This window comes from Pseudomonas sp. HMSC057H01, from assembly GCF_001836405.1.
In the GTDB taxonomy this organism is placed as follows: domain Bacteria; phylum Pseudomonadota; class Gammaproteobacteria; order Pseudomonadales; family Pseudomonadaceae; genus Pseudomonas; species Pseudomonas aeruginosa.
In genome coordinates, this window is sequence record NZ_KV828496.1 from 60,732 (window position 1) to 85,811 (window position 25,080).

At 67.3% G+C, this 25,080-nt stretch carries 23 protein-coding genes; 15 read left to right on the forward strand and 8 right to left on the reverse strand.

Annotated elements, in window-relative coordinates; translation table 11 throughout:
* Positions 1 to 30: 30 nt before the first annotated feature.
* The 4 genes from HMPREF2581_RS19415 to HMPREF2581_RS19430 all read right to left on the reverse strand — a co-directional run bounded on the left by HMPREF2581_RS19415 (position 31) and on the right by HMPREF2581_RS19430 (position 4,970).
* On the reverse strand, positions 31 to 771 hold the full coding sequence (locus HMPREF2581_RS19415) for a fimbrial biogenesis chaperone (protein ID WP_003137605.1): 741 nt from the start codon (positions 769 to 771) through the stop codon (positions 31 to 33).
* Positions 768 to 3,302 (reverse strand): fimbrial biogenesis outer membrane usher protein CupB3, encoded by a 2,535-nt coding sequence (gene cupB3 / locus HMPREF2581_RS19420; RefSeq protein ID WP_003137603.1) that lies wholly within the window; start codon positions 3,300 to 3,302, stop codon positions 768 to 770. Before cupB3 ends, HMPREF2581_RS19415 begins: the two co-directional genes overlap by 4 nt.
* 321 nt (positions 3,303 to 3,623) lie before the next feature.
* Entirely contained in the window at positions 3,624 to 4,370 is a 747-nt protein-coding gene (gene cupB2, locus HMPREF2581_RS19425) for a molecular chaperone CupB2 (RefSeq protein ID WP_003093375.1), read from the reverse strand.
* Positions 4,371 to 4,400: 30 nt separating this feature from the next.
* On the reverse strand, positions 4,401 to 4,970 hold the full coding sequence (locus tag HMPREF2581_RS19430; protein WP_003137599.1) for a fimbrial protein: 570 nt from the start codon (positions 4,968 to 4,970) through the stop codon (positions 4,401 to 4,403).
* Between the two features lie 470 nt (positions 4,971 to 5,440).
* Between HMPREF2581_RS19430 and HMPREF2581_RS19435 the strand changes: the two genes are divergently transcribed.
* The 6 genes from HMPREF2581_RS19435 to hpaC all read left to right on the forward strand — a co-directional run bounded on the left by HMPREF2581_RS19435 (position 5,441) and on the right by hpaC (position 11,280).
* On the forward strand, positions 5,441 to 6,265 hold the full coding sequence (locus HMPREF2581_RS19435; protein WP_003111033.1) for a molybdenum cofactor biosynthesis F family protein: 825 nt from the start codon (positions 5,441 to 5,443) through the stop codon (positions 6,263 to 6,265).
* A gap of 8 nt (positions 6,266 to 6,273) precedes the next feature.
* The gene (locus HMPREF2581_RS19440) at positions 6,274 to 7,659 is read left to right on the forward strand and encodes an aspartate aminotransferase family protein (RefSeq protein WP_003093384.1); all 1,386 of its coding nucleotides are present in this window, start codon (positions 6,274 to 6,276) and stop codon (positions 7,657 to 7,659) included.
* Positions 7,656 to 8,417, forward strand: a complete 762-nt coding sequence (locus tag HMPREF2581_RS19445) for an SDR family oxidoreductase (RefSeq protein ID WP_003104535.1) — start codon at positions 7,656 to 7,658, stop codon at positions 8,415 to 8,417. Before HMPREF2581_RS19440 ends, HMPREF2581_RS19445 begins: the two co-directional genes overlap by 4 nt.
* A gap of 302 nt (positions 8,418 to 8,719) precedes the next feature.
* A complete protein-coding gene (locus HMPREF2581_RS19450; RefSeq protein ID WP_003093387.1) occupies positions 8,720 to 9,010 on the forward strand; it encodes a DUF2218 domain-containing protein in 291 nt (96 codons plus the stop codon).
* 165 nt (positions 9,011 to 9,175) lie between these two features.
* Entirely contained in the window at positions 9,176 to 10,738 is a 1,563-nt protein-coding gene (gene hpaB, locus HMPREF2581_RS19455; protein WP_003137596.1) for a 4-hydroxyphenylacetate 3-monooxygenase, oxygenase component, read from the forward strand.
* 29 nt (positions 10,739 to 10,767) lie between these two features.
* On the forward strand, positions 10,768 to 11,280 hold the full coding sequence (gene hpaC / locus HMPREF2581_RS19460; protein WP_003093392.1) for a 4-hydroxyphenylacetate 3-monooxygenase, reductase component: 513 nt from the start codon (positions 10,768 to 10,770) through the stop codon (positions 11,278 to 11,280).
* 43 nt (positions 11,281 to 11,323) lie between these two features.
* Here hpaC and HMPREF2581_RS19465 read toward each other — a convergent pair whose 3' ends face one another.
* Entirely contained in the window at positions 11,324 to 12,115 is a 792-nt protein-coding gene (locus tag HMPREF2581_RS19465; protein WP_223218622.1) for a helix-turn-helix transcriptional regulator, read from the reverse strand.
* Between the two features lie 173 nt (positions 12,116 to 12,288).
* Here HMPREF2581_RS19465 and HMPREF2581_RS19470 point away from each other — a divergent pair, with 173 nt between their 5' ends.
* The gene (locus tag HMPREF2581_RS19470; RefSeq protein ID WP_003132330.1) at positions 12,289 to 13,254 is read left to right on the forward strand and encodes a PDR/VanB family oxidoreductase; all 966 of its coding nucleotides are present in this window, start codon (positions 12,289 to 12,291) and stop codon (positions 13,252 to 13,254) included.
* Positions 13,255 to 13,282: 28 nt separating this feature from the next.
* Positions 13,283 to 14,395 (forward strand): Rieske 2Fe-2S domain-containing protein, encoded by a 1,113-nt coding sequence (locus tag HMPREF2581_RS19475; protein ID WP_003137594.1) that lies wholly within the window; start codon positions 13,283 to 13,285, stop codon positions 14,393 to 14,395.
* 9 nt (positions 14,396 to 14,404) lie between these two features.
* On the opposite strand, the gene HMPREF2581_RS19480 is transcribed toward HMPREF2581_RS19475, so the two are convergent.
* Together HMPREF2581_RS19480 and HMPREF2581_RS19485 are read right to left on the reverse strand one after the other, a co-directional pair.
* The gene (locus HMPREF2581_RS19480; protein ID WP_003137592.1) at positions 14,405 to 14,821 is read right to left on the reverse strand and encodes a PaaI family thioesterase; all 417 of its coding nucleotides are present in this window, start codon (positions 14,819 to 14,821) and stop codon (positions 14,405 to 14,407) included.
* Positions 14,822 to 14,868: 47 nt separating this feature from the next.
* Entirely contained in the window at positions 14,869 to 15,828 is a 960-nt protein-coding gene (locus HMPREF2581_RS19485) for a helix-turn-helix domain-containing protein (protein WP_003137590.1), read from the reverse strand.
* 318 nt (positions 15,829 to 16,146) lie between these two features.
* Here HMPREF2581_RS19485 and HMPREF2581_RS19490 point away from each other — a divergent pair, with 318 nt between their 5' ends.
* From HMPREF2581_RS19490 to HMPREF2581_RS19515, 6 genes are all read left to right on the forward strand, one after another.
* Positions 16,147 to 16,680, forward strand: a complete 534-nt coding sequence (locus HMPREF2581_RS19490) for a 2,4'-dihydroxyacetophenone dioxygenase family protein (RefSeq protein ID WP_003137588.1) — start codon at positions 16,147 to 16,149, stop codon at positions 16,678 to 16,680.
* 70 nt (positions 16,681 to 16,750) lie between these two features.
* A complete protein-coding gene (locus tag HMPREF2581_RS19495) occupies positions 16,751 to 18,010 on the forward strand; it encodes an MFS transporter (protein WP_003137585.1) in 1,260 nt (419 codons plus the stop codon).
* Complete coding sequence (locus HMPREF2581_RS19500) at positions 18,007 to 19,065, forward strand: 2,3-butanediol dehydrogenase (protein ID WP_003137583.1); 1,059 nt, start codon at positions 18,007 to 18,009, stop codon at positions 19,063 to 19,065. Before HMPREF2581_RS19495 ends, HMPREF2581_RS19500 begins: the two co-directional genes overlap by 4 nt.
* 14 nt (positions 19,066 to 19,079) lie before the next feature.
* A complete protein-coding gene (locus HMPREF2581_RS19505; RefSeq protein ID WP_003093405.1) occupies positions 19,080 to 19,805 on the forward strand; it encodes an SDR family NAD(P)-dependent oxidoreductase in 726 nt (241 codons plus the stop codon).
* Between the two features lie 84 nt (positions 19,806 to 19,889).
* Positions 19,890 to 21,194, forward strand: a complete 1,305-nt coding sequence (locus tag HMPREF2581_RS19510; protein ID WP_003137580.1) for a carbohydrate porin — start codon at positions 19,890 to 19,892, stop codon at positions 21,192 to 21,194.
* A gap of 154 nt (positions 21,195 to 21,348) precedes the next feature.
* Positions 21,349 to 23,028, forward strand: a complete 1,680-nt coding sequence (locus HMPREF2581_RS19515; protein WP_003137578.1) for a GMC family oxidoreductase — start codon at positions 21,349 to 21,351, stop codon at positions 23,026 to 23,028.
* A gap of 16 nt (positions 23,029 to 23,044) precedes the next feature.
* On the opposite strand, the gene HMPREF2581_RS19520 is transcribed toward HMPREF2581_RS19515, so the two are convergent.
* Positions 23,045 to 23,797 carry an SDR family NAD(P)-dependent oxidoreductase gene (locus HMPREF2581_RS19520; protein WP_003093411.1) on the reverse strand — a complete coding sequence of 251 codons (753 nt, stop codon included), beginning with the start codon at positions 23,795 to 23,797 and terminating at the stop codon, positions 23,045 to 23,047.
* A gap of 158 nt (positions 23,798 to 23,955) precedes the next feature.
* On the opposite strand from HMPREF2581_RS19520, the gene HMPREF2581_RS19525 reads away from it, so the two are divergent.
* Entirely contained in the window at positions 23,956 to 24,831 is an 876-nt protein-coding gene (locus tag HMPREF2581_RS19525; protein ID WP_003093413.1) for a LysR family transcriptional regulator, read from the forward strand.
* The last annotated feature ends 249 nt before the right edge of the window (positions 24,832 to 25,080 follow it).

A 25,080-nucleotide genomic window follows, 5' to 3' on the forward strand; every position in this document is an offset into this window, starting at 1 on the left:
GAGCCCAACTCCCCGGGCCCTGCCGAACTCCTACGGGTATCTCTCTGCCGGCGCGTCGCCGCGCTCGATCTGGCCGTCATCCCCCACCGCATCGAAATGGACCCGCGCCGCCTCGCCGGGCACGGCCGGCAGACTCAACGGGGTAAGGGCGAAAGGCGGCAGGGTGAGGCTGCCGAGGGACATGGCGAGGTCGCCCTCGCCCAGCTCCAGGCGCACCAGGGAAACGTGATAGGGACTGCGGTTGTCCGCCTCCAGCAGCGCCCGCTGCCCCGGCCGTACCGCCGGACGCAGGCGCCAGACGACCTGGCGCGCGGCGGCTCGCGGATCGCCGGCCAGACCCTGCGGACGGAACAGGAGCTTCATCCGCAGGCGGTAGCTCACCAGCAGCAGGTTGCCGCTGCCGTCCTCCCGCCCCGGCACCTCCAGCAGGTTGACCCAGAACAGCGATTCCCGGTCGTCCGGCAGCGGCTCGCCGGTATGGCGAAGCTGGAGCGCCTGGGTCTCCTGCGGGTCCATGCGCAACAGCGGCGGCGACAGGATGAACGGCACCGTGACAGCGCTCGGGTCCGCCGTCTCGTCGCCGCGATCGAGCCAGGCCTGGACCAGGGCCGGGCGCGTCCCGACGTTACCGACGCGAATCGTCAGCGCGGAAACGCCCGCCGGATAGATGAAACGGGTCCCGATCACGGACAGCGAGGCGGAGGCATCGGCCACCAGCGCCACCAGCAGGACCCAGGCCGTGCCGCATCGTCCCAGGCCGACGCCGGTCACAGCGTGCGCTCCCGGTCGGCGGCCGACGCCGGGCGACATGCCAGTTGCAGGACGGGAGGCGTCGTCTCGCGCGGGCCCAGCGCATAGTCGACCAGGCACTGCTGCTGCGGCTCGTTGCCCCAGCGCACCCGAACCGAGCCGCGATCCTGCTCGACCCGCAGCACCAGGCGGCTGCCCTGGCCGACGGCGCCCACCGGCTGCCCGCTGTGGGCATCGAGCACTTCCGCGGCGAACGGCAGGGGCTCGCCGCTGGGCATCCGGCTATCCACCAGCAAGGGCCTCGCCACCCGCGTCGGATAGTCGAGGCGCACCACAGCTCCGGCGGTGGGCGCCACGTTGCGCGAACTGGACCTCAGCTCGATCTCGTCGGCCATGCCGTTGGGGTCGAGGTCGACGCTGTTCAACTGGTAGGGCAGCAGGTTGGGAATCACCGCATAGCCGTGGCGGTCGACCCGGCTTCCCGAGTAGCCGGCACCCGCGCCCCTGGCGTTTGGCGCGTGGACCAGGCCGATCGTCTCGCCCAGGGTTTGTGCCGCGGTGATCCCGCCGCTGTGCGCGACCAGGCCCCCCGCGGCCTTGACCGACAACTGCCGATAGCCCGGTCCCTGCGAGAGGCTGGAGCCGAGTTCGACCTGCGGCAGTCGATAGTCGAGGCTGGCGCTCTTCGAGGTCTGCCGGCTGTCGCGGTCATGGGAGGCCGACAGCGAGTAGGAGGCCTCGCCACGCTTGCCCAGCATGCCGGAAACCCCGCTGGTGAGCTGGGTTCCGCTGTTGCTGTCGCGGGTCAGGTAGCTGCTCAGGGTCGGCGACCCGCGTCCCGCGCCGCCCAGCGGAATGGACAGGTTCAGGCTGAACAGCGTGCTGGTCTCGCCGCGCTTGTCACCGCTGGAAAAGCCTTCGTAGTGGCTGCGCAGGCGTTGCGCGGAAATGGAGTAACTGACGTCGCGCCACTGGTTGCTGTAGCCGACGGAGAAGTTGACCGCCCGCCCGCCGCCGCTCCAGTAGCGCTGCGAGGAGCCGTTCAGGTACAGGTTGCCGCCGTTGCCCAGTTGCTGGCTGATGTTGGCGTCGAGACGGTTGCGCAAGCGCGAGAACGACTCCAGCGGCTCGCCTCGCTCTACCCGGTCCTGCATGAAGGCCGCGTCGCGCAGGCCGAGATAGCCACCGGTGGAGTAACGATAGGCGAGCAGCGAAAAGTTGGTGCCGGTGTTCGGCAGGTTCTTGCTGTAGGCGAGACGGTAGCTGGAGCCGCTAAGGCGGTCGTCGCCGGGAACCTCGGTACGCGCCAGCGTCACGTCACCGGAGAATCCGCCCACCGGCGTGTTCAGCGCCGCGCCCATCAACCCGGACATGTAGCTGCCGGTGAAGGCCCCGCCCGCGTATGCGGTGACGTCGTTGCCCAGGCCGCGCTGGTAGACGCCCTGCAGCATGTTCGGGCGACGCTCCAGGCTGGGATCGTTGAGCCGCCCGGCCGTCAGGCTGTAGCGCGTGGTCCCGGGGCGCAGCAGTTGTACGGTGGTGGCGAACGGCACGATGAAACTGCGGACTTCCCCGCTGGCTTCGGTCACCCGCACTTCCAGGTCCCCGCCATAGCTGGCGGTCTGCAGTTCGTCGAGAGCGAACGCCCCGGGTGCCACCGTGGTTTCGTAGATGAGGTAGCCACGCTGGTAGACCGATACCCGCGCATTGGTACTGGCGGTCCCACGGACCACCGGAGCGTAGTAGCGCAGCGAATCCGGCAGCATCCGGTCATCGCTGGAAAGCTGCACGCCACGGAAGGACACCGCATCGAAGAACTCGCTGCTGGTGGAGTTTTCTCCCAGCAATAACTGCGCACGCCAGGCCGGCAGGTCGGTCTGCACATAGGTTGCGCTACGCTGGTAATGGCTGCCCATGCGGCGCGACCAGGTGGCCGTGCCGTTGTGGCGCAGGCGCGCCCGCCCGAAATTGAAGCCGGCGTTCATCCCGGCATAGCCGCTGGTGGCGCTCCTGCCGTGGTTTTCCCTGACGTGGAGATTGCTGTTGTAGTTGAGCAAGGCGGCGGAAATGCCGCTGTCCCAGCTCGCCGGATCGACATAGGTCTTCGACGAATCCAGGCTCAGGTAATAGCTGGGCACCGAGATATAGATCGACTGCTCGGCGATATCGAGCTTGACCCGGGCCCCCGGCACATAGCGCTCGAGAGGGTCGCAGTGCAAACCTTCGGGCAGAGGATCGCGAGCCGAGGAACGATCCTGGCCACGCGCGCTCTTCTCCAGGTCGATGCCCGCCCGCTCCAGCAGGCCCCGGTCGTAGCAGAAGACCGCGCTTTCCCGCCCCGGCTGGCGGCGCAGCTCGACTTCCTCGACACCGCGCCATCGGCTGTTGAGCAGCAGGTCGAGGCGATAGCGGCCTGGCTCGATGACGTCGCCGCGCTCGAAACGCGATGTATCGATCGAGCGTCCGCCCGGCCCCAGGGCCAGCATCTGCGCGTCGAAGACGATCCGCCGCGACGGTGCGTCCAACCCGCCGGCCGGTGACGCAACGGCCACCGCGGGCGCCTGCGGCTGTTTCGCCGGTGCTCCCGCCCTGGCCTCCTTCGCTTTCGCCCCGGCTACGCCGGCGGCGCCGACGGAGGACCAGGACTGGCAGGAGGACAGCGAAGGAAACAGTGCCAGCAGACAGGCGAATCGCAGGGAACGAACGGCGATCCCTCCCTGTATCGCCATTCGCAACAGGGCGACCTGCCCACCGTAAGCGGGAGCGGACAAGCACCTATGAAGAGAAACTTTGGGCATATGTAATCCCTGCAGCGATTTTAAAATCGCCACTCATATGTCGGGCCGTAAGTAAAAAGCGGGGAAACGGAGGGGTTATTTGCCGAGTGCCCTATCGAGGGTATTGCGGCCACCGTAATCGTTGATGACTTCGTATCTGACGGAAGCGGCTTCCATGTTCTTCGGATTTCCCTGCCAGTCGAACTCCTTCGTCGAGAATGGCGCGACCATTCCCTTTCCCACGGACATGACACGGCCATCGACAATCAATTCGACGCTGGCGAACGAAACGTAGTAAGGCGTCGGATTATTTACCTGTACTACGGTCTTTTTTCCTGCTCCCCCTGACTCCAGAAACTTCCATTGAAGTTTCCCGGCAGCCGAATCGACACTCTTCAACTGGCTGGGTCGAAAGAAGAGTTTGAAGCGCGAACGAAAGGAAAACTGCAATGCATTGTTTTCGTCTTCGTCCCTGGGCGGAACTTCCAGGATATTCAGCCAGAACAGCGATTCGCGATCCGTCGGCAACGGGGCCTTCAGGTAGGCGATGCGCAATACGGCGCCGCCATTGGGGTCCACTCGCGTCACGGCCGGCGTGACGCTGAAGGGGACCTGCAGTTCCTCGGGGGGAACGTCCTGCCGGCCATCGTCGATCCAGGCTTGCGCCAGCACGGGAGTGCCGGACGTATTGCTGACCCGCAAGGTGACCTCGCGCTCGCTGGCCGGAAAGACGACGCGAGTGCCCTGTGCGATCAGCCCGGCATGAGCCGTTCCGGCGCACAGGGCGATGGCCACGGCGCTTGCCGCCACGAAAGAATGAAAACGATGCATTAGCGGCGCCATGGCCTCACCTCTTCGTCCGTCGACCGCCGCTTACTCGTACGCCAGGAGGTAGCGGATATGGGACAGGCCGGTACCCGCGATCACGGTCTTCTCGGTGGACACATAGGAGGCCTTGTACTTCAGGGTCGCCGTGTTCTTGTCGATGGTTGCCTTCTGCGGGGCGGCCTCGACCAAGCCCAGCGGGATCTTCGTGGTGTTGGCCGCCGAATTGTTGAAGATCTGGATCTGCACGCCCTTGGCTTTCGACGGCCCCATCAGCATCAGGTTGCCGCTGATGCGGTCGACGTTGGTGACCGTATCGAAGGCGATGGAAACCTTCTTGTCATTGGTGCAGCCGGCACCGGAGAGGACCAGATCGAACTCCTGGAAAGTGGAGTTGGTTCCGACGGCGGTGAAATGGGTCGGCGCCACGATACCCAGGTCGACGTTGGTGACGTTGCCCGCACCCGGCGCCTGGCCGTTGATATCGCACGCGACGTCGGTGATGTTGCCCGAGAAGTTGACGATCCCATCGACCGCATGGGCCGCGGGGGACATCAGCGCGAGAAGGGTGCCCGACGCAACGAGGGGCGCAAGAATTGCACGTTTGAACTTGTTCATCTGATTTCCTTTGGAGTTGTGGAACATCCTGGCTGCTCCCTGGAGAGCCGATGCAGTACGAACCGGCCAAGGTAGCCAAGCCTTTGCGCGCAACCGGGACGGCCGCCTAGAGCGCCTCCGACCATTACGCGACAGCCGAAGATTGCGCCCTGATAAACGCAGACCCAAATACTAGAAAGAAAGACAGGATTTAAAAATAATAATCATACGAAAACATATGTAGTCCATTTCCGATAACAGCCAATAGGTACATAAGAATACATTCAGAAAATACTTATAGAAGAACAGGAACCCATTAACTAAAAAACCAAAAAAGAAGAAACGAAAACCCATCTAATACTTCATCTTCGATAACTTTCCCTTCGCCGCTCCGTGCTATTTCCGTGGCATATCGACCTATCAACCATCCGGTCGATATCGGGATACTCGAAGACAGGCCAGCATGGGTTTCCCACGACGAGGAGAACCCTATGTCCGCCCACTCGCATTCCGGATGGATCACCGTCGGCGCCCTGGCCGACGGCTTCGCTCCGGACAACCACGTCCTTCCCGCCTGCGGCGATCTCGCCGGGCTCGAACGGGTCCTGCACTTCGCCAACGGCTGGGTCATCGAACATGCCTTCGACTCGCAGCGCCTGCGCTGGCGCCTGGCCGACGGCAGTGCCAGCGGCGAGTCGGACTACCGCGCCAGTTCACTGCGGGAGAACCTTTACCTGGTGGATTTCCTCAAGCAGGAAAACGGCCGGCCGGTCTCGGTCAGCCTGGTGCTGGACTTCGACAACCAGGCGTTCACCGCGGTGCTCGGCCATCTGCCCGACCGCACGGCCTGCGAACAGGGTCTGTTCTCCCGGGCCCTGGCCGGCCGGGAACTGACCGGCGTCGAGGCCGAGTTCCTGCATGGCAGCCTCGACCGCCCGTGGCAGCCCGGCGCCTGCCCGCACGTCCCCAGCGACGAGTTGGTCGGCCTGCGCAACCGCTACGTCTACAGCGCCAGCGAGGCCTACGAACACGTCTACCTCAATCCCGACTTCTACACCTGGCAATGCCTGCGCGGCGCCGAGCGAGGGCTGGCCGATACCGACCGCTGCCACTGCTACCGACTGGCCGAACGCCTGTACCTGTTCGTCTGGCGCGAGAAGATCGTGCCGACCCTCGGCGTGCTGCTGATCGACCTGGAAGCCGGGCGCACCGACGGCAAGATCTTCGGCTACCAGGACGACGACTTCGCCACCCCGGTTAACTTCCCGGTCGGCGCCCTGGCCCAGGTGCTCAACCAGACCCGCCACGACCTGTGAGGACGCCCATGGACACCACCTTCGGCCTCGACCTGGCCCGCGTCGAAGCGCTGTTCAAGCGCGAGCTGCGACGCTTCGACGAACTGCATCCGCGCTCCGCCCAGGCCTACCGGGAAAACCGCCGCCACTGGCTGTACGGCGCACCGTTGCACTGGATGCAACAGTGGCCGGGCAACTGCCCGCTGCTGGTGAAAGAGGCCCAGGGCGCGCGCGTCACCGACATCGACGGCCAGCAGTACGTCGACTTCGCCCTCGGCGATAGCGGCGCCATGTTCGGCCACGCCCAACCGGCGGTGGCCGACGCCATCGCCCGCCAGGCGCGGCGCGGCTCGACCCTGATGCTGCCGACCGAGGACAGCCTGTGGGTCGGCGCCGAACTGGCGCGGCGCTTCGGCCTGCCCTATTGGCAGGTGACCACCTCGGCCACCGACGCCAACCGTTTCGTCCTGCGCCTGTGCCGGATGCTCAGCGGACGTGACAAGGTGGTGGTGTTCAACTGCAACTACCACGGCAGCGTCGACGAATCGCAGGTGGAATTCGACGCCGCCGGGCGCATGGTTCCGCGCGCGGGCGTTCACCCCAATGGCGTACGCCACGACGCCACCACCCGCCTGGTGGAGTTCAACGACCTCGACGCGCTGGAGGCCGCCCTCGCCCATGGCGACGTCGCCGCGGTGCTCACCGAACCCTTCATGACCAACGTCGGCATGGTCCCGCCGGCCGAAGGCTTCCACGCCGGCCTGCGCGAACTGACCCGCCGCCACGACGTGGCGCTGATCATCGACGAGACCCACACCATCTCCTGCGGTCCCGCCGGCTATAGCGGCGCGCATGGCCTCGAGCCGGACTTCTTCGTCCTCGGCAAATGCATCGCCGGCGGCATTCCCAGCGCCGTCTGGGGATGCAGCCAGGCGCAGGCGGAGCGGATCTGGGCGGTACTGCCGCACTTCCGACCGGGGCAGGCGATCAACCATTTCGGCTTTGGCGGCACCCTGGCCGGCAACGCGCTGCAACTGGCGGCGATGCGCGCGACCTTCGCCGAAGTGATGACGGAGGACGCCTATCGGCATATGTTCCAGCTCGCCGCGCAGCTCGAGGCGGGCGTCCGCGCGACGCTCGAGGAACTGCGCCTGCCCTGGCACGTGACGCGCATCGGCGCGCGCGTCGAGTACCTGTTCATGACCCACGCCCCGCGCAACGGCGGCGAGGCCCACCACGCACGCAACGGCCTGGTCGAGGCCTGCCTGCACCTCTACCTGCTCAACCGCGGCGTGCTCTTGACGCCATTCCACAACATGGCGCTGACCTGCCCGGCGACCCGCGCGGAGGACGTCGAACTGCACGACCGCCTGCTCCGCGATTGCCTGGGCGAACTGCTGGAGCGCCCATCGTGAGGCGCTTGGAGAACCGCGTCGCACTGGTCACCGGCGCCGGCCAGGGCATCGGCCGGGCCATCGCCGAATGCTTCGCCGCCGAAGGCGCCAGGGTTCTGCTGGCGACGCGTACCGCCAGCCGCGGCCAGGCCGTCCTGGAGGCGATCCGCCTGGGCGGAGGCACGGCCGAACTGCTGGCCGTCGACCTGAGCGAGCACGACGCCGCGAGACGAGCGGTGAGCGCGACCCTGGAGCGCTTCGGCCAGTTGGACATCCTCCTGCACAACGCCGCTGCCTTTCCCCAGTGCGCCCTCGCGGAACTGGACGAAGGCACCCTGGAACGGACCCTGGCGGTGAACCTGAAAAGCTGCTTCAGGCTGACCCAGGCCGCCCTTCCCGCCCTGCGCCGCAGCGTGGCCGGGCGCGTCCTGGTGACCTCCTCGGTGACCGGTCCGCGCACGGCGATCCCTGGGCTCTCGCACTATGCGGCGAGCAAGGCCGGGGTCAACGGTTTCATCCGCGCCGCCGCGCTGGAGCTGGCCGGCGACGGCATCACCGTCAACGGCGTCGAGCCCGGCCTGGTCGCGACTCCGGCGCTGGGCAGCCTCGGCGACGCCGCCGCGCTGGCCGCGCACATCCCCCTCGGGCGTGTCGGCCAGCCGCTGGACATCGCCCACGCCATGCTCTTCCTCGCCTCCGACGAGGCGAGCTACATCACCGGGCAGACCCTGGTTGTGGATGGCGGCGCGTTGCTGCCGGAAAACGGCGGGCTGGCCTGAAGCCGCTGGCGTTCGCCCTCTCCCTCCAGAGAGAGCGCCTTCCGACGTATCCGGCAAACACTTCCGCCGGCTCCGGTAGGGCGAATAACCGCTCGCGGTTATCCGCCAGGCGTGCTCCGGCATCTAGCTGAACCTCCCGGCAGGCCTCGATGCAGCCGCCCCCACAACTGGCGCTCGCCCTACCCCACGGACAAGGGCCGGCCATTTGCCGGGCGATTATCGAAAGCCCCTGCAAAATGGATGAATAAGAATGACTCTCAGCAGGTTAGTATCGGAAATCCCCAACCGAGAGGATTCGCTTCATGTTCCGCTCCACCTCCCATGTCCGTACCGAATCGGCCGCACGCTACGTCAATCGCCTGTGCAAGCACTGGGGCCACAAGTTCGAAGTCGAACTCACTCCCGAGCGCGGCTTCATCGACTTCGGCGACTCCAACTGCGAGCTGCTCGCCCACCCCGACCATGTCCTGATGATTCTCAACAGCCCCGACGAGGACAGCCTCGCCCACATGCAGAACGTGGTCGCCGATCACCTGCAACGCATGGCCAACAGCGAAAGCCTGGAGATTGCCTGGCAGCCCGCCGAAAGCTGAACGCGCCGCCACCCGGCCGCCCTTCGCGGCCGGGCGCCGGGCGTCACGCGGGGCCATGGAAAGTGCAATTCATTCCCCGGAAAAGCCATTCAGCTCGCTCCGCCCCCGTCCCATCATCCCCTCCAGGCGCTCTCGCGCAGATAACAACAATGACTGGAGACGATGATGAAACCCGAAGATTTCCGTGCCTCTGCCACCCGTCCGTTCACCGGCGAGGAGTACCTCGCCAGCCTGCGCGACGACCGTGAGATCTACATCTACGGCGACCGCGTCAAGGACGTCACCAGCCACCCCGCCTTCCGCAACGCGGCCGCCTCCATGGCCCGGCTCTACGACGCCCTGCACGATCCGCAGAGCAAGGAAAAGCTCTGCTGGGAGACCGATACCGGCAACGGCGGCTATACCCACAAGTTCTTCCGCTACGCGCGCAGCGCCGACGAACTGCGCCAGCAGCGCGACGCCATCGCCGAGTGGTCGCGGCTGACCTACGGCTGGATGGGCCGCACCCCGGACTACAAGGCCGCCTTCGGCAGCGCCCTCGGCGCCAACCCGGGCTTCTACGGGCGTTTCGAGGACAACGCGAAAACCTGGTACAAGCGCATCCAGGAAGCCTGCCTGTACCTCAACCATGCCATCGTCAACCCGCCGATCGACCGCGACAAGCCGGTGGACCAGGTCAAGGACGTGTTCATCTCGGTGGACGAGGAAGTCGACGGCGGCATCGTCGTCAGCGGCGCCAAGGTGGTCGCCACGAATTCCGCGCTGACCCACTACAACTTCGTCGGCCAGGGTTCGGCGCAACTGCTCGGCGACAACACCGACTTCGCCCTGATGTTCATCGCGCCGATGAACACCCCCGGCATGAAGCTGATCTGCCGCCCCTCCTACGAACTGGTGGCGGGTATCGCCGGATCGCCGTTCGACTACCCGCTGTCCAGCCGTTTCGACGAGAACGACGCGATCCTGGTGATGGACAAGGTGTTCATCCCCTGGGAGAACGTACTGATCTACCGCGACTTCGAGCGCTGCAAGCAGTGGTTCCCCCAGGGTGGCTTCGGCCGGCTGTTCCCGATGCAGGGCTGCACCCGCCTGGCGGTCAAGCTCGACTTCATCACCGGCGCCCTCTACAAGGCCCTGCAATGCACCGGCTCCCTGGAGTTCCGCGGCGTGCAGGCGCAGGTCGGCGAAGTGGTGGCCTGGCGCAACCTGTTCTGGTCGCTGACCGACGCCATGTACGGCAACGCCAGCGAATGGTACAGCGGCGCCTTCCTACCCAGCGCCGAGGCCCTGCAGGCCTACCGCGTGCTGGCGCCGCAGGCCTACCCGGAGATCAAGAAGACCATCGAGCAGGTGGTCGCCAGCGGCCTGATCTACCTGCCCTCCGGCGTTCGCGACCTGCACAATCCGCAGCTCGACAAGTACCTCTCCACCTATTGCCGCGGCTCCGGCGGCATGGGCCACCGGGAGCGGATCAAGATCCTCAAGCTGCTCTGGGACGCCATCGGCAGCGAGTTCGGCGGCCGCCACGAGCTGTACGAGATCAACTACGCCGGCAGCCAGGACGAGATCCGCATGCAGGCCCTGCGCCAGGCGGTCGGCAGCGGGGCGATGAAGGGCATGCTCGGCATGGTCGAGCAGTGCATGGGCGACTACGACGAGAACGGCTGGACCGTGCCGCACCTGCACAACCCGGACGACATCAACGTGCTCGACCGCATCCGCCAATGACGCCCGCGTCGCGTCCGGAGGTTATTCCCATGTCCCAGCTCGAACCCAGGCAGCAAGCCTTCCGCAACGCCATGGCGCATCTTTCGGCGGCGGTCAACGTGATCACCAGCAACGGCCCGGCCGGACGCTGCGGGATCACCGCCACCGCGGTCTGCTCGGTCACCGACAGCCCGCCGACGCTGATGCTCTGCATCAACCGCAACAGCGAGATGAACACGGTGTTCAAGGCCAACGGCCGGCTCTGCGTGAACGTCCTCAGCGGCGAACACGAAGAGGTGGCCCGCCACTTCGCCGGCATGACCGAGGTCCCGATGGAACGCCGCTTCGCCCTCCACGACTGGCGCGAGGGCCTCGCCGGGTTGCCGGTGCTGCACGGCGCCCTGGCCAACCTGCAGGGACGCATCGCCGAGGTCCAGGAGATCGGCACCCATTCGGTGCTGTTGCTGGAGCTGGAGGACATCCAGGTCCTCGAACAGGGCGACGGCCTGGTCTACTTCAGCCGCAGCTTCCATCGCCTGCAGCGAGCCTGCCGAGCCGCCTGACCCCTCTCTCCGGAGCCGCCCCACAGGCGGCGTCCGGCCCTCCTCAGCCCTGCACTAGGGCGAAAAGCTGGCTGCGAAAATGGATGTCCAGGCGGGCAAAGGCGCGGTTGCGGTAGGTTTTCACCGTGCTTTCCTTGAGCCCCAGCTCGGCGGCGATACCGGCATGGCTCAACCCGCGCAGCAGGTGCAGGCAGACCGCCAGCTCCTGGGGTGTCAGGTCCGTCGCCCGGTGCAACAGCGCCAGCCGCCACTCGTCGGTCGCGCTGCGTCCCCGGCGCAAGGCCAGGTGCCCCCTCAGCAGTTGCAGCAGGGCCGGCACCCACTGCTCGAAGGCGGCGATCTCGCGCTCGCTGAAATAGCCGTCCTCGCGGTGCCGGTAGAGATTGAACAGCAGCGGCCGGCCTTCCTCGTCCCAATGCAGGCTCGACAGCCGCTCGCTCAGGCCATTGTCCCGATAGATCGCCTCGCGGTAAGCATCGAACTCGATGTCCTCGGCCAGCAGGTGGCCCAGCAGCGGCACCGGGCCGCGGCGCTGGCGCTGCATGCGCAGGAACAGCGGGTCATGGCTGTGGTAGTACCGCGAATAGGCCTGCCAGCAGCGCCACACTAGTTGCGCGTCGCGATGGCGAGTGCCGGCCAGGAGCAGTTCGGGGCGCGGTGCACCGATGCGCAGCACGTTGAAATGACGGGCGGCAACCCAATGGCCAAGGGTTTCCAGCAGAGCGGCGGGGAAGCCTTCGCCACCCAAGGCGCAGGCCAGCTCGACGAAGGGGCGCAGGTCCGCCGACGGCGACCCCGGCGGGGCATTCCAGAAGCTGATCATGGTGGCGGGCACGCATCGTTGTTCTTGTTGTAATGGGTGAGGAAGGGCAGGTCCTGTCCAGGCCTCGACCGACACGTTAGCAACCGCGACGGACGCCGGTAAACCCGCTGTCCACCTCTGGGGGGACAGGCCGGCACTGGAGGAGCGCTAGCCTCGCTGCATGTCTGCCGAAGGAACCCCCGACAATGAGCGCATCGCCTTCCTCCCGCCTGCACCTGCAGGTCACCGATTTCCGCGCTGTTGCGCGCGACGTGGTGCTGGTCGAGCTGGCCGCCGTGGACGACACCGAACTGCCGGCCTTCACCCCCGGCGCGCATCTGGAGCTTCACCTGGGCAACGGCCTGATCCGCCACTACTCCCTGCTCAACGACTGCCGCGAACGCCAGCGCTACCAACTGGCGATAGGCCTTGGCGACGACAGCCGTGGCGGCGCCCGCTTCATCCACCGCCAACTGCGCACGGGCGACCGCCTGCACGCGGCGGCACCGCGCAACCACTTCATGCTGCGCGAAGACGCCGCGCGCTACTGTTTCGTCGCTGGCGGCATCGGCATCACCCCGATTCTCTCGATGGTTCGCTGGTGCCAGGCGCAGGGCAAGGACTGGCGCCTACTGTATGCGGTCCGCGAACGCCAGCGCGCAGCCTTCCTCGCCGAACTGATGACGCTCGGTGGCGAACGGACGCGGCTGCATTGCAGCGACGAAGGCGACCCACTCGACAGTACCGCGCTGATCGCCGGCCTAGGTGCCGACGAAGAACTCTATTGCTGCGGACCCGACGGGTTGATGCAGGCCATCCGCGACGCCGGGAGCGGCTGCGCGGAACGCCTGCACTTCGAACGCTTCGACGCTCCAGTAGCGCCGGCGTCCTCGTCCGGCGGCACCGACGCCTTCCGCCTGGAGTTGCGCCGCAGCGCCCTGAGCCTGCGCGTCGAAAGCCACCAGAGCATCCTCGAAGTCCTCGAGGAACAGGGCCTGGAGCCTCCCTACGCCTGCCGCGCCGGGATATGCAGGACCTGCGAGACACGCGTCTGCGCCGGCGAGCCGGAGCACTTCGACCATGTGCTTTCCGACACCGAGCGGGCCAGCGGGGAAACCTTGCTGATCTGCGTATCACGCTGCCGCGGCAACTACCTGGAACTCGATCTCTGACCCCGAAGAACAACCACGGAGACGCCTCATGAGCCTGCCCAACGCCAATCTCATCGCCAGTTCACGCAAGGCCGCCGCGCAGATGGCCACGCGCGACACGTCGTTCATCTTCAACGAGTGGTACGTCGCCGCCTTCGCCGAGGAGGTCGGCCGCGAACTGCTCGCGCGCACTCTGCTCGGCAAGCGCGTGGTGCTCTATCGCACCCTCGCCGGCCAGGCGGTAGCCCTGGAAGACCGCTGCGCGCATCGCTCCTTCCCGCTATCGCGCAGTCGCCTGGAGGGGGACGGGATCGTCTGCGGCTATCACGGTTTCCGCTACGACAGCCAGGGCGAGTTGATCGAGACACCGTCGCAGAAAGCCTGTCCGCGCGGCGTCGGCATCCGTCACTACCCGCTTCTGGAGCGCGGCCCGCTGGTCTGGATTTGGCTCGGCGACCCGCGACTGGCCGACCCGAAGCGACTGCCGCAGCGGCCCTGGCTGGAGGATCCGGGCTGGGCCTGCTCCAAGGGCTACTTCCTACACCCGGGCAACTACGTGAGCATGCACGAGAACCTGATGGACCTGACCCATCTCACCTACCTCCACGCCAATACCATCGGCACCCCGGATTACGCCGGGGCGCCCTATGAGCTGGACCTGAAGGAAGGCCACTACCGGCTGGTACGGCACGTGCTGCCGACCACCCTGTCGCCGGTCTGGGGCCGCACCACCGGCCTCGACGGCTGTCCCACGGCGGCGCGCATCACCACCTCGGAGTTTCTCTCGCCAGGCCTGCACCAGGTCAGCGCGACCTTCTACGACACAGCCCTGCCCGCCGAGCGGCGACCGGAATTCCACATCCGCACGGCGCACATCCTCACCCCGGAGACCCACGGCAGCATGCACTACTTCATCGTCCACGGACGCGATTTTGCCCAGGACGACGAGACCGTCGGCGCTTTCATGCACGAGCAACTGTTCGCCGCCTTCGTCGAGGACGTGGAAGGCCTCGGCGCGCTGGAAAAGGTACTCGCGGAGGCCGATGAGGATAGCTACGAGATCTCCGTTGCCAGCGACGCGCCGGCGGTGGCCACCCGCACCTACCTCAAGCGCCGCGCCGATGAGGAAGCGCACCAGCGCGCGGCGCACCGGGTGGCCTGAGCGCCGCCCTCAGCGGCGGTGCGCCGGTGGGATCGAGTAGGTGCCGACCACATGGGCGACCGGTTCCGCGTCGCCTTCGGAGAACAGCGAGACCTCGCCCATCGCCAGGGTCTTGCCGACCTTCATCAGGCGGCACTCGGCGACCACCCGGCGGTCCGCCGCCGGACGCCGCAGGAAGTTGATGGTCAGGCTGGTGGTCACCGCCAGCGGGACGATGCCGATCTCGCCCAGTACCGCCACGTACAGCGCGACATCGGCGATGGCCATCAGGGTCGGCCCGGAGACCGTGCCGCCGGGGCGCAGGTCGCTGGCGTCGACCGCCTGCCAGACCGTGGCGCTACGCTCGCCGACGGCTTCGACCACGACCCGGGTCTGGGGAAATTCGTGCTGGATGAAACGGGCGATCTGCTCTTTCTTGTCGGTCACGGAACGGGTCCTTGGCAGTAGGAGGAGGAAAGGTACGGTAATCGGGTCTAGCGGCCACGCGCCTCGCTCGGCGTCATCCCGTAGCGCGCCTTGAAGGCCCGGGCGAAATGCGCCTGGCTGGAGAAACCGTGGCGATAGGCGACCTCGGCGACGTCCAGGCGCCGGCCCTGGGGCGAGGCGAGCAACTGGCGGGCGCGCTCCAGGCGCCGCTCCTGCAGGTAGCGCCCGGGCGAGCTGCCTTCCTGGGCGAACAGCCGCGCCAGGTGCCGGCTGGAGACGCCAGTGGCGGCGGCCACCCGCTCGCAGCTCAGGGCGGGTTCGTCGAGGTGCTGCTGGATGTACTGCTTGGCCGCCAGCAGGTAGGACGCGCCCAGGGCGCTGGCGCGGTGCTCGCCGGCATGGTCGCTGATGATGCTCGCCAGCAGGTCGTAGGCTTCCTCCTGGTAGCGCTCGGCATCCTCGCCATGGGGGCTGTCGAGGAAATCCCGGGTACGCTCGCCGAGGGTCCGCACCAGCAGGCGCTGCACCGGGCTTTCCGCGCCGATCTTCAGCGGTCCCTTGAAGTCGCGCAGGCAGCGCTCGGCGAAATCGTCCTGGGGAATGTCGAAGATGAACTGCCGCATCGGTCCGGAAAAACCGAACAGGTAGGGCTTGTCGGTCCGGTAGATAACCAGCTCGCCCGGTTGCAGGAGGTTGCAGCCGTTGTCCTGGTAGAAGAACGACTGGCTGCCCTGCACCAGGGAGACGAAGATCGACTCCTTGGGCACTGCGCGGATCATCGAGCGGTCGCGCTCCACCACGTGCTCGTTGCCGCCGATGCGGGCCAGCCGCAGGCGTTCGAGGCAGAGGTTGTCCTGGGTCGCGGCGAAGCCGACCTGGGAATACGACGAACATTTCAGGCCAACCAGGATGGAAGCGTTGTAGTCCTCCCAGAACGCCAGCCGCTGCTCCAGGGGAATGTCCTGGGTGCTGGCCCGCCGGATTTCGAGCAAGGCATGTGCGGGCATTTTTATTCTTCTCGTCGAACGCTGCGTGGACCTCCCGGACCTCAGGCAAGGCCTCCGGGGCCAGGCGCCGGGCCGCTCCGCCGACCTGTCGCGGTCGGTCGGCGAGGCGCCTGGCACCCCGTCATTAACATCTGAATCCTTTCCTCCGTCAATCGCCCTCCAGCCGGCTCCGACGCTGGGCAGGCCAGCTTGGCGGCGCGTCGCGGGTCGCGCCAGGCCATGTCCGAAAAGCGCAAGTTTCCTGGCCGCCAGGGTCAAACCCGGAGGCCCGCCCATGGCTAGAGTCGGCCCGACGATAACAACGACAGAGGCCGCCCCATGCCCGAACTCGCCACCCGTGAATTCTGGAAAGACCTGCAACCGATTCCCGACTGCTTCAAGCCGGACGCCAAGCCCGAGGTCTACCTGCACAACGCGCCGACCGAAGACGAGCGCCTCTACGTGCCCTTCACCGAGACCGTGAAGTCGCGTCCGCTGTGGATCTCGCCAAGCGAAAACCGCTGGTGCGACATCCTGATGGCGACGAGCGCCGGCCTGGTCAACCGCCACTACCACCCGCACGAGGTGTTCGCCTACACCATCAGCGGCAAGTGGGGCTACCTGGAGCACGATTGGACCGCCACCGCCGGCGACTTCGTCTACGAGACGCCCGGCGAGGGCCACACCCTGGTGGCCTACGAGCACGAGCAGCCGATGCGTGCGTTCTTCATCGTCAAGGGGCCGCTGGTCTGGCTCGACGAGAAGGGCAACGCGGACGGCATCTTCGACGTCCACGACTACATCGCGATGTGCCGCGCGCACTACGACAAGATCGGCGTCGGCGCCGCCTACATCGACTCCCTGTTCCGCTGACCCCGGGCGCGCGCCGCCCCGGCGGATGCGCGCCTCCCCGCCGGCCGGCCCGCCCGGCCTGGAGACCGACATGGCGCATAACAACAATTCCGCCAGTTACGAAAACGTCCTGCTCTGCGTGCTGTTCCTGACCTTCGGCTTCGTCTTCTTCGACCGCCTGGCGCTGTCCTTCCTGTTTCCCTTCATGGAACAGGAGCTGCAACTGAGCAACAGCCACCTGGGCATGCTCTCCTCGGTGCTGGCCCTGGCCTGGGCGGTATCCGGCGCGCTGGTCGGCGCCTGGTCCGACCGCCGCGGGCAGCGCAAGCCGCTGCTGATCGTGGCGGTGATCCTGTTCTCGCTGTGCTCGGCGCTGTCCGGGCTGGTCGGCGGCTTCCTCAGCCTGCTGCTGTTCCGTGGCATCATGGGCCTGGCCGAGGGGCCGATCCTGCCGCTCTCGCAATCGCTGATGGTCGAGGCCTCCTCGCCGCATCGCCGCGGCCTCAACATGGGCCTGCTACAGGGCTCGGCGGCCGGCCTGCTCGGCGCGGTGATCGGCCCGCCGCTGCTGGTGGCCCTGGCCGAAGCCCTCGGCTGGCGTCACGCCTTCATCGTCTCGTTGCTGCCGGGCCTGCTGATCGCCTGGCTGATCTGGCGCCATGTGCGTCCCGACCCGCCCCGTGCGCAGCGCCCGGCGCCGCGCGCGGAGGACGCGAAAGGCAAGCGCCTGGCACTGCTGAAGAGCCGCAACATCCTGCTCTGCACCCTGATCAGTTGCGTATTCGTCACCTGGTTCATCGTGCTGATTTCCTTTACCCCGACCTTCCTGGTCAACGCCCGCGGCTTCAGCCCGGCGACCATGGGCAGGCTGATGAGCTGCCTGGGCGTCGCCTGGGTGGTCTGGGGCTTCGCCGTACCGGCGATATCCGATCGCATCGGCCGTCGGCCGACCCTGGTGGCGTTCTCCCTGCTCGCCGCGTGTTGCCCGCTGGCGCTGCTCTATGCGCCGAACGCGACCAGCCTCGGCCTGCTGTTGCTGCTGACCTACACCGGGCTCGGCTGCTTCACCCTGTTCATGGCGACCATCCCGGCGGAGACCGTCTCGCGCGGCGTCATCGCCACCGCCCTCGGCCTGATCATGGGCCTCGGCGAACTGGTCGGCGGTTTCCTCGCGCCGACCGTGGCCGGCTTCGCCGCCGACCGCTTCGACCTGTCCATCGTCATGTGGATGTCCTGCGGCGGCGCCCTGCTCGCCGCGTTCCTCTCGCTGTTCCTGCGCGAAACCGCGCCCGCCGTGCTGGCGCGCCAGCGCAGCGCGCCTACCTCCGTCCTGCAAGGAAACCAACCATGAAAGCACTGCGCTGGCACGCCGCCCGCGACCTCCGCCTGAGCGAACTGGAACGCCAGGCGCCGCGGCCCGGCGAAGTCGAACTGGAAGTCGCCTACTGCGGCATCTGCGGCAGCGACCTGCACGAATACCAGAGCGGCCCGCACTCGATTCCCCAGGCCGAGGCGCACCCGCTGTCCGGTTGCCGCGCGCCGCTGACCCTCGGCCATGAGTTCTGCGGCGTGGTCGCCGCGCTCGGCCCTGGCGTGGAGGGACTGCGCATCGGCGACCGCGTCGCGGTGGAGCCGGAATACCGCTGCGGCGAATGCCGCTACTGCCGGGAAGGCCGCTACAACCTCTGCGAGTCGATGGGCTTCATCGGCCTGATGGGCGACGGCGGCTTCGCCGAGCGCGCGCGGGTGCCGGCCTACATGCTGCACCGCCTGCCGGACGCGGTGGGCTTCCGCCAGGCCGCCGTGCTCGAACCGGCCGCCGTGGCCCTGCACGCGCTGCGCCGCAGCAGCCTGGCGCCGGGCCAGCGCTGCGCGGTGTTCGGGCTCGGCCCGATCGGTCTGCTGCTGGTGATGCTCGCCCGCCTGCGCGGAATCGAGGACATCGCCGCGGTCGACGTCAGTCCCGAGCGCCTCGCCCTGGCCGGCGAATTCGGCGCCAGCCGGGCGCTCGACGCCCGTGACGGCGACACGGCGGCGCGCCTGCGCGAAGGCGGCGCGCTCGATTGCGCCTTCGAGGCCGCCGGCAGCCAGGCCAGCCTCGACGCCGCCCTGGCCAGCCTGCGCAAGGGTGGCGAGCTGGTGCTGGTGAGCCTGATGGGCGAGGTCAGGCTGGACGCCTTCGACCTGGTCAACCGCGAACTGCGCCTGCTCGGCAGCGTCGGCTACCGCGACGCCTACCCGGAGCTGATCGCCCTGCTCGCCGATGGCCGCCTCGACCTGGCCCGCGCAGTGACCCGCAGCGTGCCCCTGGAGCAGGCCGTCGAGCACGGTTTCGAGGCCCTGCTGCGCGACAAGTCGCAGGTCAAGGTGCTGGTCAATCCCAACCCGGCCCTGGCCGACGCCTGAAGGAACGATCGCCGATGGTTTTCCAACACGATATCTACGCCGGCCAGCAGGTGCTGGTCACTGGCGGCAGCTCCGGCATCGGCGCGGCCATCGCCATGCAGTTCGCCGAACTCGGCGCCGAAGTCGTCGCCCTCGGCCTGGACGCCGACGGCGTGCACGCACCGCGTCATCCGCGGATTCGCCGGGAAGAACTGGACATCACCGACAGCCAGCGCCTGCAACGGCTGTTCGAAGCGCTGCCGCGCCTGGATGTGCTGGTGAACAACGCCGGCATCAGCCGCGACCGCGAGGAATACGACCTGGCGACCTTCGAACGGGTGCTGCGCCTCAACCTGAGCGCCGCCATGCTCGCCAGCCAACTGGCCCGTCCGCTGCTGGCGCAGCGCGGCGGCAGCATCCTCAACATCGCCTCGATGTACAGCACCTTCGGTTCCGCCGACCGCCCGGCCTACAGCGCCAGCAAGGGCGCCATCGTCCAGCTCACCCGTTCCCTGGCCTGCGAGTATGCCGCCGAGCGCATCCGGGTCAACGCCATCGCCCCCGGCTGGATCGACACGCCGCTGGGCGCCGGGCTCAAGGCCGACGTCGAGGCCACCCGCCGGATCATGCAGCGCACGCCGCTGGCGCGCTGGGGCGAGGCGCCCGAGGTGGCCAGCGCCGCGGCCTTCCTCTGCGGTCCCGGCGCCAGCTTCGTCACCGGCGCCGTGCTGGCGGTGGACGGCGGCTATCTCTGCGCCTGAGCCGCCTTCGCTCCGGATGCACCTGTCCGCTTGGGGCGGACAGCGATTCGCACGACAGAACAACAACAAGACGAGTGCCTTGCCATGAAAACCCTCCGCACCTTGCCGGCGCTGCTCTGCGCCGGTTTCCTCGGTCTCTCCGCGCAGGCCGCCGAAGACAGCCGCAGCGGCCCGCTGGCCGGGTTCGGCGAACGACTCCAGCGCCACGGCGTGAAGACCCACGCGCAGTTCTGGAGCCTGTCGCTGAAGAACCTCGACACCGGCCCGCGCCAGCACAGCTTCGGCAACAGCGGCGACCTGTTCCTCGGCGCCGACCTCGACCTCGCCACCCTCGCCGGCCTGGACGGCGCCTCGCTGCACATCGAGGAAACCCTGTTCATCCTCGACCGCGGCACCGGTCAGCCCACCGGGCCGAGCTGGCAGGGCGCGGTGGGCAGCTACTTCGGCGGCGCGCCGCTGCACAACGACATCGGCGCCAACCAGCTGAGCCTGCTCACCTGGCAGCAGCAGTGGCTGGGCGGACGCCTCGACAGCCATCTCGGACGCACCAATGCGCGGCGCTATTTCCTGATCTACAACTGCGAGACCGTGGTCACCTGCAATGACCCGATCATCGACGCCTCCACCGGCATCCTGCCGCCGCCCTACGGCGCCTGGGGCGGCTACCTGAAGTACCGGGCGACCCCGACCCTGTACCTGCACGCCGGGGCCTTCGAGTCCAACCCGGTGGATTACCTGAAGAAGCGCCATGGCCTCGATTTCGGCACCGACGACGCCAGCGGCACCAGCCTGCTGCTGGGGATCGGCGACAAGCGCGAGGAAAGCCTCGATCCCTATCGCTCGCACTATGAACTCAATGCCTACCTGAACACCGCCAACCAGGTCGACCCGCTCACCGGCGCCAGCGACCACGGCAGCGCCGGCGGCTTCTTCAAGTTCCAGCAGCTGTTCTGGCGCGCCGACGGCGGCCGCCTCGATTCGCCGAGGGCGCTGGGGCTGTTCGGCTCGCTGTCGGTATCAGCCGACGACAAGCAGCCGTTCCGTCATTTCGCCGAGCTGGGCATGACCTACCATGCACCCTTCGACCGCACGCGGGACAAGCTCAACCTCAAGGCCAGCTACCTGCGCCTGAACGATCACCAGCTGGAGTTCCAGCGCCAGGCGCGGATCGCCGCTGGCGGCGATGCGAAACTCGGCCAGCGCGACGTGTACGCCCTGGAAACCAATGCGCACATCGCACTGACCCCGCACATCGCGCTGGAGCCGTCGGTGCAGTACATCTTCAACCCGGACAACTACTACAACCCCGGCGCTCGCGAACTGAGTGGAGACGGTTTCGTCGTCGGCCTGCAACTGATGGTCGACATGGGCTCGCTGCTGGGGCTTTAGCGCGCCACCTGGCAGCCTCGGTCAAGCCCGCCGGCAGGCTGGTACAAGCGGCCGGGCGCGCTTCCCCGTCCAATGGAGTAGCGTCGCGCCCATAGGCGCGGGGCGAAAAAGAACGCCGGGCGAGGCCCGGCAGCACACCCAGAAAGGTGCCGACATGACTTCCACTGCCCGCCGCTCGTTCGACTACATCGTGGTCGGCGCCGGCTCCGCCGGTTGCGTCCTGGCCAACCGTCTTTCCGCCGATCCCGCCGTCTCGGTCTGCCTGGTCGAGGCCGGCCCCAGCGACCGCACGCCGCTCCCCGCCGCCTACATCCGCACGCCGGCCGGGATCATCCGCCTGATCGCCAACCCGAAGTGGAACTGGATGCATCGCTTCGCCGCCCAGCCCGGCACCGCCAACCAGCCGATCGCCTGCCCGCGCGGCAAGGTCTGGGGCGGCTCCAGCGCGATCAACGGGATGATCTACATCCGCGGCGACCGCCACGACTACGACCGCTGGGCATCCCTCGGCAACCGTGGCTGGAGCTACGACGAGCTGCTCCCCTACTTTCGCCACTCGGAACATTTCGAGCCGGGCGAATCGCCCTGGCACGGGCGCGGCGGCGAATTGAACGTCGCCGCGCAGCGCAGCCCGGGGCCGATCAACCAGGTGTTCTTCCAGGCCGCCGAGGAAATGGGCTGGCCGTACAACGCCGACTTCAACGGCGAGCGCCAGGAAGGCATCGGCCCGTTCCACGTCACCCAGGTCAACGGCGAACGCTGTAGCGCGGCGCGCGCCTTCCTGCACCCGGCCCTGGCGCGGCCCAACCTCACCGTCCTCAGCTCCGCGCTGACCCTGCGCGTGCTGCTGGAAGGCACCCGCGCCACCGGCGTGGAGATCAGCCAGGCTGGCGAGGTCGTGCAATTGCAGGCACGCCGCGAAGTGATCCTCAGCGCCGGCTCGATCAACTCGCCGCAGCTCCTGTTGCTCTCCGGCATCGGCCCGGCGGCGGAACTGGCGCGCCACGGCATCGTCCAGCGCCATGAGTTGCCTGGGGTCGGCGAGAACCTGCAGGACCACCAGGACATCGTGCTGATGTACCGCACCGAGGCCAAGCTCGGCTACGGCCTGGGTTTCTCGCCGAAGGGCTGGCTGCCGCTGCTGCGCTCGCCCTGGCAGTACCTGTTCGGCCGGCGCGGGGCGCTGACCTCGAACACCGTCGAGTCCGGTGGCTTCCTCCGCCTCGACCCGCAGGCAGAGACCCCGGAGCTGGGTCTGATCGTCGCCCCCGCGCTGAAGAACCAGCCCCAGCGCCTGGTCCCCTTCGGCCACGGGGTCAGCCTGCACGTCGCGGTGATGCACCCGCAGAGCCGCGGGCGGGTCCGCCTGAACTCGCCGGACCCGCACGACCGGCCGCTGATCGAAGCCAACTTCCTCAGCCACCCTGCCGACCTCGATACCCTGGTCCAGGGTTTCCAACTGGTCCGCAAACTGGCCGCCAGCCGCAGCTTCGCCCGTCACCTCAAGGGCGAGCTGGTACCGGGCCCGCAGGTTTCCAGCCGCGGCCAGATCGAGGCCTGGATCCGCGCCAACCTGGGCACCGTGTTCCATCCGGTGGGCACCTGCAAGATGGGCCACGACCAGCTCGCGGTGGTCGACGACCAGTTGCGCGTGCACGGCCTGCAAGGCCTGCGGGTGGCCGATGCGTCGATCATGCCGACGCTGATCACCGGCAATACCAACGCCCCGGCGATCATGATCGGCGAGAAGGCCGCCGACCTGATCCTCGGCAAGCCGGCGCCCCATGCGCCGACGGAACAGCGGCGGGATGCGCCGGAGCTGGTAGAGGCCTGAGCCTCCGGCACTCTGCTCAGAACTGCACGCCCCGGGTCAACCCGCCGTCCACCAGCAGGTTGGTTCCGGTGGTGAAGCTGGCCGCCGGGCTGGCCAGGAACAGCACCGCCCGCGCCACCTCGTCGGGTCGCGCCATGCGCCCCATGGGATTGGCGGCGAGACAACGGGCGAAGGTTTCCGGGCTATCCCGTTCGATCGCGCCCCATACGCCATCTTCGAAATAGACGTTGCCCGGCGACACCGTATTGACCCGAATGCCGTCCTCCGCATGGCGGCTGGCAAGCGTCTTCCCGTAGTGGACCAGGGCCGCCTTGAGCACGCCATAGGGCTCGGCGAACATGTCCACCTCGCGGCCGGAAACACTGGAGATCAGCACCACCGAGGCAGCCTCGGAGCGTTTCAACCACGGCAGGGCGGCAGCGACCATGCCCACGCTGCCCAGCAGGTCGGTCTCGAAAGCGCGCCGCCAGGTGTCCAGGTCTCCGCCACCGGCCAGCGCGCTGACGTTGGGCACAACGATGTCGATGCCGCCCAAGTGCAGCGCCGAGCGCGTTACCCAACCGCGCACCTGCTGCGGGTCGGTGATGTCCACAGACATGCCAAAGGCACGCTCGCCGAAGCAATCCGCTGCTTCGGCCACGCCCGCCTCACCACGGGCGCAGAAGGCCACCTCGGCCCCTTCGGCGAGAAAATGTTCGACGATGGCGCGGCCGATACCGCGCGAACCGCCACTAACCAGCACCCTGCGCTGTGCGAGTTGCAGATCCATGTAATCTCTCCATGAGCGGACGCGATGGGCCCGCAAGCCGGGAAGGAACGCCGGGATCCGATCACCGGACGTAAGGACGGGCGAACGGTAGCGAACGACAAGGTATTCTGGAAATCGAAAAATATTCAGCCAACGATTCGCAAAGCGAGAATACCCAGGTGCAATTGTCTCAGCTCCGCGCCTTCTGCGCCGTGGCCCACACCGGCTCGATCAACGCCGCGGCGAAGGCGCTGAACCGTGTCCCGTCGAGTCTCTCCGTACGCATCCGCCAGCTTGAGGAAGACCTCGGCTGCCAGCTGTTCCTGCGCGAGCACCAGCGTCTGCGCCTGTCGCCGGACGGTCGGCGTCTGCTGGAGCATGCCCGGCGAATCCTCGATCTCAGCGACAGTACCCGGGCCATGATGCGCAACGAAGAGAGCGGCGGCCGCCTGGTGGTAGGTGCCCTCGACGTGGTTCTGGTCGCCTTCATGCCATGCCTGATCGGGCGGTTCCGCCAACGCCACCGCGCGATCGAACTGGACATCCGCAGCGAAGCCTCGGAAGCCTTGGTGCAGCAGGTCTCGGATGGAGTGCTAGACCTGGCCCTGAGCGATGGTCCCGTGCGCTCTCAGACCCTGGAAAGTAGCCTGGCCTTCGTCGACGAAATGGTGCTGGTTACCGAGCTGGATCATCCACCGATCACCAGTCCGCGCGACCTGCGTTGCGCCGAACTGTATGGGTTCCGTCACGACTGCTCGTTCCGCTTCCGCATGGATCGCTGGCTGGAGGAAGCCGACTGCCTGCAACAACTGCCAGTGCTGGAAATCGAGTCCTACCACACCATGCTCGCCTGCGTCAGCGCAGGCATGGGTGCCGCCTGGGTGCTGCGCTCCGTGCTTGCGACGCTACCTGGCAACCACCAGGTCCGCGCGCATCCGTTGCGCGACTATGGCACCACCGAGATCCATTTCATCTGGCACAGCGGCCATCTCACGCCCAACGCGCAACGCTTGATGGCTGTACACCAGGACGCGCTCGTCGAGCGCCGCGACTGAGATTTGGCCCGTGCTATCGCCGCCGTAGGTTTCCACCGCCGTCTCCGCCAGCGCGAGGACCTGGCTGGCGCCGGTTTGGATAGGGCCACTTCGCCAGGGCGATGTATCGGGGCTGTACCGTCGGCGGAGGGATTTGTATGCCGGGAGTACGCGGATACAGAACGATACGCAGCCAAGCGAAGGTCACGCCGACGAACTGACGGGCATCTCTCACTCCCGCCGGCCCATCTCGGCTACCGTTAGGAGACA